Origin of the sequence: Methylovorus mays, assembly GCF_020531915.1 — a bacterium.
In the GTDB taxonomy this organism is placed as follows: domain Bacteria; phylum Pseudomonadota; class Gammaproteobacteria; order Burkholderiales; family Methylophilaceae; genus Methylovorus; species Methylovorus mays.
Map to the genome: position 1 here is coordinate 268,147 of NZ_JAJAVG010000008.1, position 15,241 is coordinate 283,387.

The window sequence follows — 15,241 nt, forward strand, 5'->3', positions numbered from 1 at the left end:
CTACTTAAACGGCAAAATCCATGAGTTGCTGCAATTCAACAGCCGCCGCCAGCTCGCTTTTTCGCACCAGCTCTTCATAGCATCGAAGAATATGAAAACCGAATTCCGTGACTTTGGCGCCGCCGCCATTCGCCCCACCCATGGCGGTTTCCACCAGCGGTAAGCGATAGCAGGCATTCATGGCATCTACTAGCTGCCAGGCACGGCGATACGACATTTTCATCGCCTTGGCCGCGCCCGAGATGGAGCCGGTTGCTTCAATAGCACGCAGCAAATCCGCCTTGCCTGGGCCCATGGCAGTGACCTTGCCGTGGGAAATTCGGATTTTTAATATCGGCATAGGCGCGATCTCCAATTTTTGCGTTTAGTCATTATGAGCATAATGTCAAATTCGTGGTCCAACATCATAGCCCCCAGTGCCGCATTGCGTCGTTTGGCATTGTGCCGCCGGGGGTAAAGTCTTAAAATTCAAGGTCTCGCGCAAAGGCACTGGCATTTTAATGGGTAAACAGCTGCAAATTCCGGACGCATTGATAGACCAGTTTGGTCGCAAGGTGGACTATATACGCCTGTCGATCACGGATCGCTGTGATTTCCGCTGCGTCTACTGCATGGCAGAAGACATGACCTTTCTGCCTCGCGATGAAGTACTGAGTCTGGAAGAATGTGCCCGCCTGGTCAAAATTTTTGTGCAGATGGGGGTGAGCAAGGTGCGCATTACCGGCGGCGAGCCGCTGGTGCGTAAAAATGCCCAATGGCTGTTTGAAGAAATTGGCCATCTGCCGGGATTGAAAGAACTGGTAGTAACAACCAATGGTTCACAACTGGAACATCAGGCTGCCGCATTGCGCCAGGCGGGTGTCAAACGCATCAACATCAGTGTGGATAGCCTGAATGCTGACCGTTTTCGCCAGATCACCCGTGTCGGCGACCTGAACAAAGTACTGCGAGGCATTCAGGCAGCGAAGGACGCCAGATTCGACAACATCAAACTCAACAGTGTCATCATGCGCGGCGTCAACGATGATGAAGCCCTTGATCTGTTGCGCTTTGCCATTGACCAACAGATTGATATTTCCTACATCGAAGAGATGCCTCTGGGCGCGGTGGATCATGCGCGCGGCGATACCTATGTGAGCAATGCCGAAACCTTGAAGCGGCTGCAGCAGCACTACTCCATGATCAGCAGCACCGAAAGCACCGGCGGCCCGGCACGTTACTGGCGCATTCCCGGCACGGCAACGCGTGTGGGGTTCATTTCGCCCCACAGCCATAATTTCTGTGAGTCCTGTAACCGGGTGCGCATTACCTGCAAGGGCGAACTTTACCTGTGCTTGGGGCAAGATCATATGGTGGAACTGATGCCCTTGTTACGCGAGCATCCGCACGATGACCAGCCAGTGGTGGATGCGATTGTGAATAGCATGCAGATCAAACCTAAGGGCCATGACTTTGATCTGGCACGCGCACAACCTGCCGTTGTGCGTTTTATGTCGGTCACTGGCGGCTAAGCGCCAACCGGCTTTTATCTGACGAATAACTAAACAGGGAAACTTAATTATGTCCATTACCGCAGTTGTACTGGCCGGGGGCAAAGGTCGTCGCATGGGTGGTGTCGACAAAGGCATGGTCGAATTTCTCGGCAAGCCGATGGTGGCGCACGTCATTGAGCGCCTCCGTTCGCAAACACCGGAGATTCTGATCAATGCCAACCGCGAAATTGAGCGCTATGCCGCCTTCGGTTTCCCCGTGATTCAGGATGACATTCCAGACTATGCCGGCCCGCTGGCAGGCTTGCACAAGGCCATGACCACTACCGAATCCGCCTACATTCTCACCGTGCCTTGCGATGCACCGCTGCTGCCGCGCAATCTGCTGGCCAAGCTGATGGATAGCATGATGGCGCATGATGCCGATATTGCCATCGCCAAAACCGGCATGCAGGCGCATCCGGTGATCAGCCTCTGTCGTCGCGCCCTGTTGCCCAGCCTGACAAAATACCTGCAAGAAGGCGGTCGCAAGGTGGATACCTGGCAGCAAGGCCACGAAGTCGTGGAAGTCCAGTTCAGCCAGCATCCGCTGGCATTCAGCAACATCAATACCAGCGACGAACTGATCTCTCTCGAACAGGCCGCCTGAACGATGCCCAATGTCGCCGCCCATCACCAGCGCCCCAGACTTCTCGGCTTTTGCGCACAGGCGAGCGGCAGCGGCAAGACCACTCTGCTCACCGCCCTTATCCCGGTGCTGATCGCACGCGGTTTGCGCATTTCCGTCATCAAGCATGCGCATCATCAGTTTGATATCGACCACCCCGGCAAGGATAGCTATCGCTTGCGCGAAGCTGGCGCCGTGCAAACGCTGGTCGGCTCCAGCCGTCGCTGGGCATTGATCACTGAGCTGGAGCGTAGCGGCAAACCGGAGCCCGAACTCTTTGACTTGGTCGATCATATTGATCCCACCATGTGCGACCTCGTGCTTGTCGAGGGCTTCAAGCTGGCGAATATCCCCAAGATTGAAATTCACCGCCCCTCTCTCGGCCATCCATTGCTGGCGGATCAGGATCACAGCATTATTGCCATTGCTAGCGATGTGCCTTTTGAACACACACTGCGCGTGCTTGACCTCAATCAACCCGCCGACATTGCCGACTACATCCGTCTGTGGCTATCGACCACCCCTCATTAATTTCACCTTAGCGTCCATCCACGATGTCCGAAAAACCCCTCGCAGACCTTGCCCGTAGCCCCAGCTGTGCTGACGACTATGATCCCAACTCCATGTCGGTTGAAAAGGCGCGCGACTATATCAAGCGCTACCTCAGCCCGGTGAGCGAAACAGAAACCCTGCCCGTACGGGAAAGCCTGGGCCGCATTCTGGCAGCGAGCATCATCTCGCCAGCCAATGTTCCCAATCACGACAATTCCGCCATGGATGGCTATGCCGTACGCACGGCCGATAGCCAGGAAAATGGCGAAACCCGCCTCAAGATTGTTGGCACTGCCTATGCCGGCCAGCCTTGGGCAGGCAGCCTGGAAGCGGGGGAATGTGTCCGCATCATGACCGGCGCGGTGATCCCGGCAGGCGCTGACGCCGTGATCATGCAAGAACGCGTGGTGCAGGAAGGCGACACCATGCGGCATGCAGAACAACCCCGGGCCGGCAGCAATATTCGTCGCGCCGGCGAAGACCTCCGCGAAGGAGAAATCGTGCTACCCCAAGGGCATTTGATGCACAGCGCCGACCTGGGCCTGATAGCCTCGCTAGGCATTGGCGAGGTAAGTGCCTATCGCCGTCTCAAAGTCGCCTTCTTCTCCACTGGCGACGAGCTGGCCAGTGTCGGACAAGCCTTGCAGGCAGGACAAATATACGACAGTAATCGCTACACCCTGCATGGCATGTTGACGCGTATGGGGGTCGAGATCATGGACCTTGGTGCAATCAAGGATGATCCGCAGGTGCTGGAGCAGGTGCTGACCCAGGCTGCGAATGAGGCCGATGTGGTCATTACCAGCGGCGGCGTCTCCGTGGGCGAAGCCGACTACATGAAACAGCTGCTGCAAAAGCTGGGTTCCGTGCTGTTCTGGAAAATTGCCATGAAACCCGGTCGGCCGCTTGCCTACGGCAAAATAGGCGCAGCGCATTATTTCGGCCTGCCCGGCAATCCGGTCGCCGTCATGGTGACCTTTTACCAGTTTGTGCGCGAAGCCCTGCTGGTCATGATGGGGCAGGCTTCACCGCCGCCTTTGCCCATGTTGCAGGCAATCTGCGTGGAGGAGATACGCAAAGCCAAAGGCCGCACCGAATTTCAGCGGGGCATTTTATTTGCCGATGAAGATGGTACATGGAAAGTCAAAACCACTGGCGCGCAAGGCTCAGGCATGCTGAGCTCCATGTCGCGTGCCAATTGCTTTATTGTGCTGGATGAAGACACGGGCAGCCTGCCAGCGCATCAGCTGGTCAGGGTGCAGTTGCTGGAAGGCATTATTTAAATATCAACTACCGAGCTGGCCTATCTCACAGGCCAGCCCGCATCAACTCTCGTCGAAGTTAAATTCCACGCCATTACCAAATGGATCCTTGAAAAATATCTGCCTGACGTTGGTCGCCTTGACAACCCGGCTGCCAAACTGGACGCCATGCGCCTGCAAGTGCTGTTCCATGGCGGCGTAATCCGTGCAGGTGAAAGCCACATGATCAAACGTGGTTTGCACATTCAGTGCCGGTTGCACGCCCTCCTTCACCTCTGACAAATGCAGCACATCGTTGGCACCAGCATATAACCAGTAACCAAAGCTGCTGAGTCCAGGACGCTCACCCAGGGTCAAACCCACCACTTTCGTATAAAAATCGAGCAACACCGCCATCTGCTCACGCGTCGCCCGCAAGTTGTAATGATTAAATCCGGTAACGGCCACAAGATGTCCTTTTCTCTGGGTCAGGCTGAATATTCTACACCTGCCGCCCCACACCACGACCTCAACGTAATGGCATATTCCACTGTGAATCACAACGCATATTCATGATTATCCTGATGCGCCAAGGCCTCCAAATGTACTATCCTCCGGCCATTATAAAAATTAACTCATCAAGGGAGCATCATGTTCATCAGAAAAACCCTGCCATACGCCGTCTTGAGCGCATGCGCTTTTGCCCAACCTGGCATGGCCGCAGAGACCACCGACACTGGTCACGAAGAGCGCATTTCCATCCTGGCACCCATCGTAGTCACCGCCACGCGTCAGGCGCAGGACAGCTTTGACCTGCCCGTGGCTATCGATGTGGTGGAAAAGGAAAACATCCAGGACGGTCAAGCCCGCATGACACTGTCAGAAAGCCTGATCCGCGTCCCCGGCATTACCGCCCAGAACCGCACGCAGATGGCACAAGACCCGCAAATCTCCACCCGTGGCTTTGGCGCTCGCTCAGCGTTTGGGGTGCGTGGCGTGCGGGTATATGTTGATGGCATCCCGCTGACCATGCCGGATGGACAGGGTCAGCCAGGCAATGTCGATCTTGATATTGTGCAAAATGTTGAAGTATTGCGCGGGCCATTCTCAGCCCTGTATGGCAATTCCTCTGGCGGCGTGATTCAGATGCTGACCGAAGACGCGGCTAAAACGCCAGAAGTCTCAGCAGGCGTCGTGTTTGGCAGTTATGGCACCAGTAAGGAGAGCGTACGTGCATCCGGCACCTCGGAAGGTATCGAGTATCTGGTCAATTACTCAAATTACGAATCTGATGGCTATCGTGACCACAGCGCCAGCAGTAAGAAACAAGGCACTGCCAAATTCAAGATCAACCTGAATGAAGACACCAAGCTGACAACGCTGGTCAACTGGTTTGATCAGGATGCCCAGGATCCAGGTGGTTTACCCCGGGTAGCCACTGCCACCGATCCTTCTGCGTTTAATGATCCGAAAAGTGTCAGCACGGCGACACTACGTTCCAATACCCGTGTTTCGCGCACCAACACGCAAGTAGGGTTCAATCTGGAACACACGATCAACCCCAACAACTCGATTAACCTCATCAACTATGTCGGCACCCGCGAGAATCTTCAATATCTCGCTCTTGGCAGCACGGGCGCAGGCCGTGCCAGTGCCATCTCTCGTGAATTTTGGGGAACCGAGCTGCGCTGGAACAACCAGGGGATGCTGCTGAATAAGCCTTACACTCTGAGCGCCGGCCTGGTTTACGGCAAGATGAATGATGATCGTACGGACACGCCCACCACCAATGGTGATAAAAGTGCCGCAGCCACCCGTAACGAAAAAAATATCGCCTCCAACTCTGACCAATATCTGCAAGGCAAATGGTCTGTCCTCGACAGTCTTGATCTGCATGCGGGCTTGCGCAGAACCAAAGTTTCGCTGGAAGTTGATGATAAATTCATCACCGCAAGCAATCCAGACAACAGCGGCAACCTCACCTATGAGAAAACCACCCCTGTCATCGGTGCCGTATGGAAAGCCACGCCCCTGCTGAATTTCTACGCCAACTATGGCAAGGGGTTCGAGACGCCAACATTCATTGAGGTGGCCTACCTGACCAGCAGTATCAACAGCACGCCAAACTTCAACTTGAAGCCCAGCACCAGCAAAAATTTTGAAATCGGTACCAAGGCGCTTATCTCGGATAATACCCAGTTGAACGCTACGTTCTTCAAAACCCTCACGGATGACGAAATCATTGCGTTAACAACCGGAACCTTCGCAACCTATACCAATGCGGCAAAAACAAAGCGCAATGGGGCTGAGGTGTCCGTACAGACCAATCTGCCACACAACATTTCCCTGTATGGGGCCTACACTTTGCTGAATGCCAAATTTGACTCTGATTACGTCGGCAACCTCGGTCTGGTAAATGCAGGCAATACCATTCCGGGGACTTACCACACGCAGATATACGCCGAAGCCGCATGGAAACATGTGGAATCTGGCTTCCGTACCGCATTCGAAGCCCGCCACAACAGCAAGGCTTACGTTAACGATACCAATACCGATAGCGCGCCTTCGTATACCATCTTCAATGTACGCGCAGGCTTTGAGCAGCAACTCAAGAGCTGGCGCTTCAGCGAATTTGTCCGCGTCGAGAATATTTTCGACAAAGACTACATTGGTTCGGTCCGGGTGAATGATGGCAATAGCCGTTTCTTTGAACCGGCGGCAGGCCGTAACTGGCTGCTGGGTCTGAACGCCAATTACCGTTTCTAAATGGCGGTAAAACGACTGGGCTGGCTTAAGTAACTTCAGTCACAGACGCCATCTGGTAAAGTCGGCTAAGCTTCAAGGCATCTCTATCATCGTATAGTGATGCCTTGATGTTTTTTCAGGGTTGATACACGCAAAAACGATGCAAGCGCAGCTACCGAATGTCATCATCATTCTTATGTCTAAGCGCTATCTATTATAAAAACAGTGTTCTAAGGAGAAGAGGCCGTGGTCAAGCATAGTGTAGGTATCCCCAGCATGATGTTGGGAAAATGGGTAATGGCAGGCATGCTGCTGGCATGCAGCACAGGGGCTTGGGCAGAGGCTTCGGATAAACTGTGGCCTGTGGTCAAGGAGGCATTTTTTGCCAACCGCACCATCGAAGAAGTGCCCTTTATTCAACTCACCGGCCCACGTCGTGCAGAAAGTGGCGCGCAAGTACCCGTCACCCTGACGGTGAATCAGTCACAAAGCCCGGCCGCCATCAAGAATGTCTATATCATCGTCGATGCCAACCCTATCCAGCTGGCGGCGACCTATCACCTGACGGAGCTGCTGGGCAATCTGCAGCTTTCCACACGCATCCGCATGGAAACCGATTCTTTCGTACGGGCGATCGGCGAAACAGCGGATGGCAAGCTCTATATGTCCACCATCCAGATTCGCGCAGCTGGTGGTTGCGGTGGTTCGGTGGATGGCGATGAAGCGGCGATACGCGCAGCCTCCGGTAAGATCAAACTGAATGTGGAAACCCCGGTGAAGTTTGGTCAGGCAACTCCCGCCACCTTTATCATCAAACACCCCATGTACACAGGCCTGCAACGTGACCTGGTTTCGCAAGGCTTCCGGCCCGCGTTTTATATTCAGAAAGCGGCCTTCACGTATAACAGCCAGCCGGTCATGAGTGTGGATTTTGGCGTAGGTACCAGCGAAGATCCTTATCTGCGATTTGACTTCACACCTGCTGCACCGGGCACACTCGAAGTGCATGCCGAAGATAATGAAGGCACCAAATTCTCGCAGCAGCTCGAGGTCAAGAACGCGTCCTGATCATCGCTAAATAAAGGTCAGGCAACGTCATCGTGCAAATAAAAAGGCGTCCTCAAGACGCCTTTTTTACTCCGGAATGTGCGTTTACAGCATGCGCTTCAGGGTGTCATCCTTGTCCAGGAAGTGATGTTTGAGCGCCCCGGCCACATGCACGATGATAACGAGCAATAAAATGAGGCCTATCACTTCATGCACTTCGGTAAATACATCACGTAGCGCTTTATCATCCAGGCCGGGGATTAAAGGCAGCCCGAACCATTTAACACCAAATTTGCTGAAGGCGCTCATGATCAAGCCACTTACTGGCACGAGCACCATGAGCAGATAGAGGGAATGATGTCCGGCATGTGCCAGCTTCCGCTCCCAGACTTTGAGTGTGCTGACAAGGGCAGGAGGTTTGTGACCGATACGCCAGAACAGCCGGAACAGCACCAAGGCAAACAGGGTAATGCCTACGGATTTATGCAGGTTGAAGTAAAAGGCGCGGTCTGGGGTTTCTCGCGGCAGATCAGTCATGAACCAGCCGAGGGCAAACATGCCAAAAATGCTCAGGGCAATCAGCCAGTGGAGAATCTTGGCGGTAGTGGTATAACGGGCAGCACTCATTTCCATTCTTTCTTTTTTAGGTTGGGGTTAACGCGCAGCGCATTACTGCAACCTGACCTTGTAATTATGTATTGCGCGGATACTGCAGAAGCATAACAGCCGAGCTTCCATTATGTGTTAAACCCGGGATTATCGGGAAAAGTTCCCTAATCTCCCGGCACCAATTGACCGCTGACAGGCTTAGTGCCAAGATGCCTGCCTGCCATGCCTTGGCGACATCTTATGTCGCTGCACGACACCCGTCATCATAACGAGGAGACTTTCAGGATGTGGCGATTGCTTCAAGGGTTGATTTTACTCGCGGTGGTGCCTTATGCACAGGCAACCGCGTTGACATTGACGGAAGTCAGTCCGGGGGTTTATGTGCATCAGGGTGTGCATGAGGACTTATCGGAAGGCTATCATGGTGATATCTGCAATATCAGCGTCGTGATAGGCAAAAGCGGCGTGGCCGTCATTGATACCGGTGGCAACCTCAAGGTGGGGCAAGCCCTGCACGACGCCATACGCCAGCTGACTCCGTTGCCGATCCTGTACGTGATCAACACCCATGTGCATCCTGATCATGTATTCGGCAATGCTGCATTTATCGCAGATCACCCGCAATTCATTGGCCACGCCAAACTGGCAGATGCCCTGGAACGCCGCCGCGACAGCTATATGCGCAGTAACGAGCAATGGCAAGGTCAGGATTTTGCCGGGAGCGAAATCGTCAAGCCGACATTGCCCGTCAGTGATGCACTGGAGATCGACCTCGGCGGTCGCCAATTGGCACTTAAGGCCTATCCGCCCGCGCACACCAGCACCGATCTCACCGTCTATGACACGCTCAGCCAAACCTTGTGGACCGGTGATTTGCTGTTCATCGAACGCACCCCATCTCTCGATGGCGATATCAAAGGTTGGCTGAATGCCATCACGCAACTGAAGCAAGTCCCGGCCGCACGTGCGGTACCCGGCCATGGTCCGGTAAGCAGCCACTGGAAAAGTGCGCTCATCGATGAACAGCGCTATCTGCAAACACTGCTTGAGGATGTACGCGCCAGCATCAAAAAAGGCGAAGTGATGGAAAAAGCCATGGATACCGCTGCCAGCAGTGAAAAAGGCAAATGGGCGCTATTTGATATCGTCAACCGACGCAATGTAAATATCCTATACCCTGCACTGGAGTGGGAATGACCATTTCGTTGGAAGCACTTGCAAAGGCATCAGCGACTCGGCTGCAGAATTCAGTTTTCTGTGGCAGAATCAACGCCTTGCCACTGGCAACCCATAACAATAAACCATAATAACGATGGCCTTCTGGCCCCTTCCTGACTACTTTTGAGCGTGTGCAATTTGGCAACTTACTCATCCAGCATATCGGCCCCTTCTCACCGGCTTCAGTGGGCGCTGATTATTTCCATCGCCGTCCATGCCATCCTGATCTGGCAATTGCCAAATCTCAAGTTTGATAGCCCACCCGAACCCCAGGTGTTGCAGATTGAACTCGCCCCACCCGTCAAAAAACAGCAGGAAACCCCGGTAGCAGCACCGGCGCCCGCGCCAGAGCCTCCGAAACCAGAGCCTGTCGTCAAACCTGAAGTAAAACCACAACCCAAACCACGCCCGGTGATCACACCCTCGCCCGAGGTCGCACCGCCCCCTGTAGAGCGCAAAGCCGACCCCAGCCCACCGGTGATGACAACGAGCCCACAGCCCGACGCCCCGAAAGCGGAAACAGCACCGGCCCCTGCCCCCGCTGCCCCGGCGACGCCCGCCCCGGCGGCCCCAGCTGAAGCACCCAAAGCGGCTGCGATCAGCCAGCAAGATCTGGATGCGGCCAAAAATGCATTCGAAAACAATATTTTCAATGTAATGAGCAAATACAAGAAATACCCCAATATCGCGCGCAGAAACAATATGCAGGGTACGCCCGTGCTTGAGCTTGAGCTGGATGCGCAGGGGCATATCATCAATGGCCGCATCAAGCAATCGGCGGGCTATGAGATATTGGACAAGCAGGTACTGGAGATGTACCAGCAAGCTCTTTCCTCACTGCCTACGGCACCGGCTTCGCTGCAAGGTAAAATCAGCAAAATCAGCATTCCCATCACGTTCCGCTTGGAATAGGAATAACCCTCGCCATGTCCAAGCCAAAGTCGTTAAAAGACCTGCTGCTCATCCACGAGCTGGCATTCATTATGCTGGTTTGTCTGGCCGGGGCTGCAGGTGGGGTGGGCATACACTTGTGGGATAAATCTTCCCACGAATCACAACGTATCAACCTGCTGATCCAGGAAATCCAGCAAACCCGAGGCGACCTTTACCGCCAGATGAAGGAGCTGTTCGACGCCTACTTCCTGAAAGATCCGCAAGCCAAGGATGAGTACGACGCATACACGGTATCGGTGGGCGCACACTTTGTGAAGCTGAATCGCCTGGCGGTGGGAGACGAGGAACGTGCTGCCATCGATGAGTTGAGGAAAAGCTATGCGACGTTTATTACAGAAACCAGCACCATTTTCAATCATCAGAATGAAGTATCGGATGAGCTGATTGAAAAAACACTCAACTCGAACCTGGAGTCCGGGATTTTTCAGCGCTACGAGATCGTGTCGGCACGCGCCGAACGCCTCTTGTCGCTAAAGCAAAAAGAATTGCAGCAAAGGCTGGATGAATCAAAACGTACATCCCTTACCCTGCTGACCATTCCCATCCTGCTCGCGACATTGCTGCTCCTGTTTTCACGCGTTTTTTTGAAACGCGCGATTGTCCTGCCCATCAATGCATTGCTGCACGCCACTACAGAAATCAGTGCAGGCCGCCTTGAACATAAAGCCCCTCGCAAAGGCGCGGAAGAGTTGGCCACGCTGTCTGGCGCGATCAATGACATGGCGGACAAACTGACACAAAGTCAGGACGCACTGATCCGCACAGAAAAACAGGCGACGCTGGGCTTGCTGGTGCCGATGCTGGCCCATAATATCCGCAACCCGCTAGCCAGTATTCGTGCCTCCGCCCAAGTCGCAGACAGCGCCGAACTGGATAAGGATACCCGGGAATCCCTGCGCGATATCATCAGCACCGTAGACAGGCTTGAACGCTGGACTGGCTCGCTGCTTTCCTATCTGCACCCCATGCAACCTCAGCCCACGCTAAGCAAACTCAGCCAGATCATCCATGGCTCCCTGTCACCTTTGCAGCAAAAAATTGCAGAAAAATCCATTGAACTGGAGCTGCCTGCATGGGAAAAACAGGACGACAGCATTTATACCGACGAGCACTTGCTTGAGCAGGCGCTCTATAACTTGTTGCTGAATGCCATCGAAGCGGTCCCCAACCACTCCAAGCTGGAAATACATGCCGACCTCAGTCGCGAAACCGTCCGTCTGATGATTGCCGACCGTGGCCCGGGCATGCCGTTCACCCCTGACCCCCATGCCATCAGCCCAGGCCCTTCGACCAAGCGCTTTGGCACCGGGCTGGGTATTCCCTTCGCTTTCAAGGTATGTGACTCCCTACTGGGGCGCATTACCTTCAGCCCACGCAAAGGTGGAGGCACCTTGATCGAAATTGAGTTGCCACGCTTCCATCAGCCTGCGGTTTCTTAACGCCTGTAAAAAAACTTTTCGATTCCCCCATATCGGGCTTGCCTTATACCGCGTTTTTAACAACAATGGAGACGTGTATATGCCACCCCATACTTATGTTGAACCAACCCGTTCCTGATTTTGAATGTCCTTCGACCAGTGGGCAGTTCAAGCTTTCTGAGTTTCGCGGCAAAACCCTCATTATTTATTTTTACCCCAAGGATGCAACGCCAGGCTGTACCACGCAAGGTATGCAATTCCGCGATCACTACCCGGAGTTTCAGGCTCTGAATGCCGTGATTGTGGGCATCTCGCGTGATAGCCTCAAATCACACGAGAAATTCAAAGCCAAGTTCGAGTTCCCCTTCGATCTTCTGGCCGATACGGAGGAATTGGCGTGTTCCCTGTTCAATGTCATCAAGATGAAGAAGATGTACGGCAAGGAAGTACGCGGCATTGAGCGCAGTACCTTTGTCATCGACAGCTCGGGCAAGCTGGTGCACGAGTGGCGCGGCGTCAAAGTGGAAGGCCATGCGGCTGAAGTACTTGATTTCATTAAATCGCTTTAACGCACACTCAATCTCAACCTGGGGAATATAAGCTCATGGCTAAAAAAAGTGTCACAAGTACCAAACTGTTTGTTCTCGATACGAACGTACTGATGCATGACCCTTCCAGCCTGTTTCGCTTTGAAGAGCATGACATTTACCTGCCCATGGTCACGCTGGAAGAGCTGGACAACAACAAAAAAGGCATGACCGAAGTTGCCCGTAACGCCCGCCAGGCCAGCCGTAATCTGGAAGAGATCGTGGGTACCAGCCTCAACAACCTGGATGATGGCTGCCCGCTGGCGATCAATGGCAACAAGCACCTGAGCGGCCGCCTGTTCATGCAGACGTCGGCGGTGAGTATCGACCTGCCCATGTTGGCCGGCAGCAAGGCCGATAACCAGATTCTTGGGGTCGCCCTTGACCTGCAGAAGAAGCAACCTGAACGCCAGGTGATCCTGGTCAGCAAAGACATCAACATCCGCATCAAGGCCCGCGCTATTGGCGTAGCGGCTGAAGACTACTTCAACGACAAAGTACTTGAAGACACGGATCTGCTCTACACTGGCATGCGCGAACTGCCAGCCAACTTCTGGGAGAAGCACAGCAAGGAAATGGAATCATGGCAAGATGCCGGACGCATGTTTTACCGCATCACCGGACCGATCTGCAAAAGCCTGCTGGTAAATGAGTTTGTCTATTACGAATACGAAAAACCTTTTCATGCCATTGTCCGTAGCCAACAAGGCAATACCGCGGTGCTGGAAGTGGTCAAGGACTACACCCAGCACAAAAACAGCATCTGGGGCATCACCGCCCGCAACCGCGAACAGAATTTCGCCCTTAACCTGCTGATGGATCCGGATGTGGATTTCATCACGCTGCTGGGGCAGGCAGGTACCGGCAAAACACTGCTCACCCTGGCTTCTGCGTTAACGCAAACGCTGGACAAGAAAATCTACAGCGAAATCATCATGACCCGCGTAACCGTGCCGGTTGGTGAAGATATTGGCTTCCTGCCCGGAACAGAGGAAGAAAAGATGGCACCATGGATGGGCGCACTGGAGGATAATCTGGATGTGCTCAACAAATCCGACGAAGATGCTGGTGAATGGGGGCGCGCTGCCACTCAGGACCTGATACGTACCCGCATCAAGATCAAGTCACTCAACTTTATGCGGGGGCGCACTTTCCTGCACAAATTCCTGATTATTGACGAAGCGCAAAACCTCACCCCTAAACAAATGAAAACGCTGATTACCCGTGCCGGCCCCGGGACCAAGGTGGTCTGTCTGGGCAATATTGCCCAGATTGATACGCCTTACCTGACGGAGGGCAGCTCTGGCCTGACCTATGTTGTCGACCGTTTTAAGGGTTGGCAGCATAATGGTCACGTTACGCTGGTTCGCGGCGAACGTTCACGCTTGGCAGACTTTGCTGCCGAGGCTCTTTAGCCAGCTCTAAGCTGAAATGGAATTAGAATCGCCCGTGCTCCGGCCGGGCGACACCCTGCGATGAATCTAGGTTTTTACATCATACTGCTGGCGCAGTTCTTATCTGCATTGGCGGACAATGCTTTGTTGTTTGCCGCCATTGCCCTGTTGCAGCAAATGCAGTCTCCCGAATGGCATACGCCACTGCTGCAAGAGTTCTTTGTGATCTCCTACATCGTGCTCGCCCCCTTTGTCGGCTCTATCGCCGATGCATTTCCCAAAGGGCGGGTCATGTTCATTTCCAATGGCATCAAGTTCGTGGGAACGATCGCCATGATTTTTGGCCTGCCACCGCTTTATGCTTATGGCATTGTCGGTATAGGTGCAGCCGCCTACTCGCCTGCCAAATACGGCATTCTCACCGAATATCTGCCTCCGCACATGCTCGTCAAGGCCAATGGCTGGATGGAGGGCTCTACCGTACTTGCCATCATTCTGGGCGCCATCATCGGCGGCAAGCTGGCCAGTATCGATGTGCAAATGACGATGTGGATCATTACCGGCCTGTATCTCGCCGCCGCCACCTTCAATATGTACATCCCCCGGCTACCGATTGATCACAAGCTACCCAAGCGTAACCCGCTTTATATCTTCAAAGATTTCTGGCACTCCTTCAAGGTCTTGTGGAAAGATCCCATGGGGCAGGTTTCGCTGGCCGTTACTACGCTCTTCTGGGGCGCGGGTGCAACCTTGCGTTTGGTCGTGCTGGCATGGGCAGCCGTTGCGCTGGATTTTGGCCTGGAGCACGCCACGCAGCTCACCGCCATGGTGGCGGTTGGCATTGCCGTAGGTTCGGTATTCGCAGCCAAATACATCAAACTCGAAGACTCCATTAAAGTGCTGCCCGCGGGCATCCTGATGGGGCTGCTCGTAATGGCGATGGTATTGATCAACGACTGGCGCGTAGCCAGTGCACTGCTGTTCCTGATCGGTGCATTAAGCGGATTTTTCGTGGTACCGCTCAATGCACTGTTGCAACACCGCGGGCATATTCTCATCGGGGCAGGGCACTCCATTGCTGTGCAAAACTTCAATGAGAATCTTGGCATCCTGGTCCTGATAGGGGTTTATGCCCTGATGGTCAAAGCCGAGCTGCCTATCCACCTGACAGTGATTGCATTCGGCTTGTTTGTGAGCCTCAGCATGAGCGGCATTTACCGGCTTTACAAGCAGAAAACGTTTTAAGATTTCGGTGCTGAAAGCTTAAACCTTGCGAAAGTCTAAACGCTGCGTCCAAATAAAAAGCCTCAGAATCCTGA

Annotated in this window: 15 protein-coding genes; 12 read left to right on the forward strand and 3 right to left on the reverse strand. The window is 53.8% G+C overall.

What is annotated here, in order from left to right; genetic code table 11:
• Positions 1-4: 4 nt before the first annotated feature.
• Complete coding sequence (locus LG203_RS11705; protein WP_230345930.1) at positions 5-340, reverse strand: winged helix-turn-helix domain-containing protein; 336 nt, start codon at positions 338-340, stop codon at positions 5-7.
• 160 nt (positions 341-500) lie between these two features.
• On the opposite strand from LG203_RS11705, the gene moaA reads away from it, so the two are divergent.
• From moaA to moeA, 4 genes are read left to right on the forward strand one after another with little or no spacing between them, the layout of a single operon-like run.
• Positions 501-1,511, forward strand: a complete 1,011-nt coding sequence (gene moaA, locus LG203_RS11710) for a GTP 3',8-cyclase MoaA (protein WP_230345931.1) — start codon at positions 501-503, stop codon at positions 1,509-1,511.
• Between the two features lie 49 nt (positions 1,512-1,560).
• Complete coding sequence (gene mobA / locus LG203_RS11715) at positions 1,561-2,139, forward strand: molybdenum cofactor guanylyltransferase MobA (RefSeq protein ID WP_230345932.1); 579 nt, start codon at positions 1,561-1,563, stop codon at positions 2,137-2,139.
• A gap of 3 nt (positions 2,140-2,142) precedes the next feature.
• Positions 2,143-2,688: a molybdopterin-guanine dinucleotide biosynthesis protein B gene (gene mobB / locus LG203_RS11720; protein ID WP_230345933.1), complete on the forward strand. Its 546-nt coding sequence runs from the start codon at positions 2,143-2,145 to the stop codon at positions 2,686-2,688.
• A gap of 23 nt (positions 2,689-2,711) precedes the next feature.
• Entirely contained in the window at positions 2,712-3,992 is a 1,281-nt protein-coding gene (gene moeA, locus LG203_RS11725) for a molybdopterin molybdotransferase MoeA (RefSeq protein ID WP_230345934.1), read from the forward strand.
• A 42-nt stretch (positions 3,993-4,034) separates the two neighbouring features.
• Here moeA and LG203_RS11730 read toward each other — a convergent pair whose 3' ends face one another.
• Positions 4,035-4,418, reverse strand: a complete 384-nt coding sequence (locus tag LG203_RS11730; protein WP_230345935.1) for a VOC family protein — start codon at positions 4,416-4,418, stop codon at positions 4,035-4,037.
• 183 nt (positions 4,419-4,601) lie between these two features.
• Between LG203_RS11730 and LG203_RS11735 the strand changes: the two genes are divergently transcribed.
• Entirely contained in the window at positions 4,602-6,716 is a 2,115-nt protein-coding gene (locus LG203_RS11735) for a TonB-dependent receptor family protein (protein WP_230345936.1), read from the forward strand.
• A gap of 225 nt (positions 6,717-6,941) precedes the next feature.
• Complete coding sequence (locus tag LG203_RS11740; protein WP_230345937.1) at positions 6,942-7,763, forward strand: quinoprotein dehydrogenase-associated SoxYZ-like carrier; 822 nt, start codon at positions 6,942-6,944, stop codon at positions 7,761-7,763.
• Between the two features lie 84 nt (positions 7,764-7,847).
• Here the strand turns inward: LG203_RS11740 and LG203_RS11745 are convergent, their stop codons facing one another.
• Positions 7,848-8,375 (reverse strand): cytochrome b, encoded by a 528-nt coding sequence (locus LG203_RS11745; protein ID WP_230345938.1) that lies wholly within the window; start codon positions 8,373-8,375, stop codon positions 7,848-7,850.
• A gap of 261 nt (positions 8,376-8,636) precedes the next feature.
• Here LG203_RS11745 and LG203_RS11750 point away from each other — a divergent pair, with 261 nt between their 5' ends.
• The 6 genes from LG203_RS11750 (at position 8,637) to lplT (ending at position 15,167) form a co-directional block, all read left to right on the forward strand.
• Positions 8,637-9,548, forward strand: a complete 912-nt coding sequence (locus LG203_RS11750) for a quinoprotein relay system zinc metallohydrolase 2 (protein WP_230345939.1) — start codon at positions 8,637-8,639, stop codon at positions 9,546-9,548.
• Between the two features lie 159 nt (positions 9,549-9,707).
• Positions 9,708-10,481: an energy transducer TonB gene (locus tag LG203_RS11755; RefSeq protein ID WP_230345940.1), complete on the forward strand. Its 774-nt coding sequence runs from the start codon at positions 9,708-9,710 to the stop codon at positions 10,479-10,481.
• Between the two features lie 14 nt (positions 10,482-10,495).
• On the forward strand, positions 10,496-11,962 hold the full coding sequence (locus LG203_RS11760) for a sensor histidine kinase (RefSeq protein ID WP_230345941.1): 1,467 nt from the start codon (positions 10,496-10,498) through the stop codon (positions 11,960-11,962).
• Positions 11,963-12,057: 95 nt separating this feature from the next.
• The gene (locus LG203_RS11765; RefSeq protein ID WP_230345942.1) at positions 12,058-12,510 is read left to right on the forward strand and encodes a peroxiredoxin; all 453 of its coding nucleotides are present in this window, start codon (positions 12,058-12,060) and stop codon (positions 12,508-12,510) included.
• A 35-nt stretch (positions 12,511-12,545) separates the two neighbouring features.
• The gene (locus tag LG203_RS11770) at positions 12,546-13,943 is read left to right on the forward strand and encodes a PhoH family protein (RefSeq protein WP_015830877.1); all 1,398 of its coding nucleotides are present in this window, start codon (positions 12,546-12,548) and stop codon (positions 13,941-13,943) included.
• Between the two features lie 60 nt (positions 13,944-14,003).
• A complete protein-coding gene (gene lplT, locus LG203_RS11775) occupies positions 14,004-15,167 on the forward strand; it encodes a lysophospholipid transporter LplT (protein ID WP_230345943.1) in 1,164 nt (387 codons plus the stop codon).
• Positions 15,168-15,241 lie beyond the last annotated feature (74 nt).

What these genes read in the sequence shown, in the direction of transcription:
- LG203_RS11705 (WP_230345930.1), bottom strand. Translation starts at nt 340, where the DNA reads ATGCCGATATTAAAAATCCGAATTTCCCACGGCAAGGTCACTGCCATG.
- moaA (WP_230345931.1), top strand. Translation starts at nt 501, where the DNA reads ATGGGTAAACAGCTGCAAATTCCGGACGCATTGATAGACCAGTTTGGT.
- mobA (WP_230345932.1), top strand. Translation starts at nt 1,561, where the DNA reads ATGTCCATTACCGCAGTTGTACTGGCCGGGGGCAAAGGTCGTCGCATG.
- mobB (WP_230345933.1), top strand. Translation starts at nt 2,143, where the DNA reads ATGCCCAATGTCGCCGCCCATCACCAGCGCCCCAGACTTCTCGGCTTT.
- moeA (WP_230345934.1), top strand. Translation starts at nt 2,712, where the DNA reads ATGTCCGAAAAACCCCTCGCAGACCTTGCCCGTAGCCCCAGCTGTGCT.
- LG203_RS11735 (WP_230345936.1), top strand. Translation starts at nt 4,602, where the DNA reads ATGTTCATCAGAAAAACCCTGCCATACGCCGTCTTGAGCGCATGCGCT.
- LG203_RS11745 (WP_230345938.1), bottom strand. Translation starts at nt 8,375, where the DNA reads ATGGAAATGAGTGCTGCCCGTTATACCACTACCGCCAAGATTCTCCAC.
- LG203_RS11750 (WP_230345939.1), top strand. Translation starts at nt 8,637, where the DNA reads ATGTGGCGATTGCTTCAAGGGTTGATTTTACTCGCGGTGGTGCCTTAT.
- LG203_RS11760 (WP_230345941.1), top strand. Translation starts at nt 10,496, where the DNA reads ATGTCCAAGCCAAAGTCGTTAAAAGACCTGCTGCTCATCCACGAGCTG.
- LG203_RS11765 (WP_230345942.1), top strand. Translation starts at nt 12,058, where the DNA reads ATGTTGAACCAACCCGTTCCTGATTTTGAATGTCCTTCGACCAGTGGG.
- LG203_RS11770 (WP_015830877.1), top strand. Translation starts at nt 12,546, where the DNA reads ATGGCTAAAAAAAGTGTCACAAGTACCAAACTGTTTGTTCTCGATACG.
- lplT (WP_230345943.1), top strand. Translation starts at nt 14,004, where the DNA reads ATGAATCTAGGTTTTTACATCATACTGCTGGCGCAGTTCTTATCTGCA.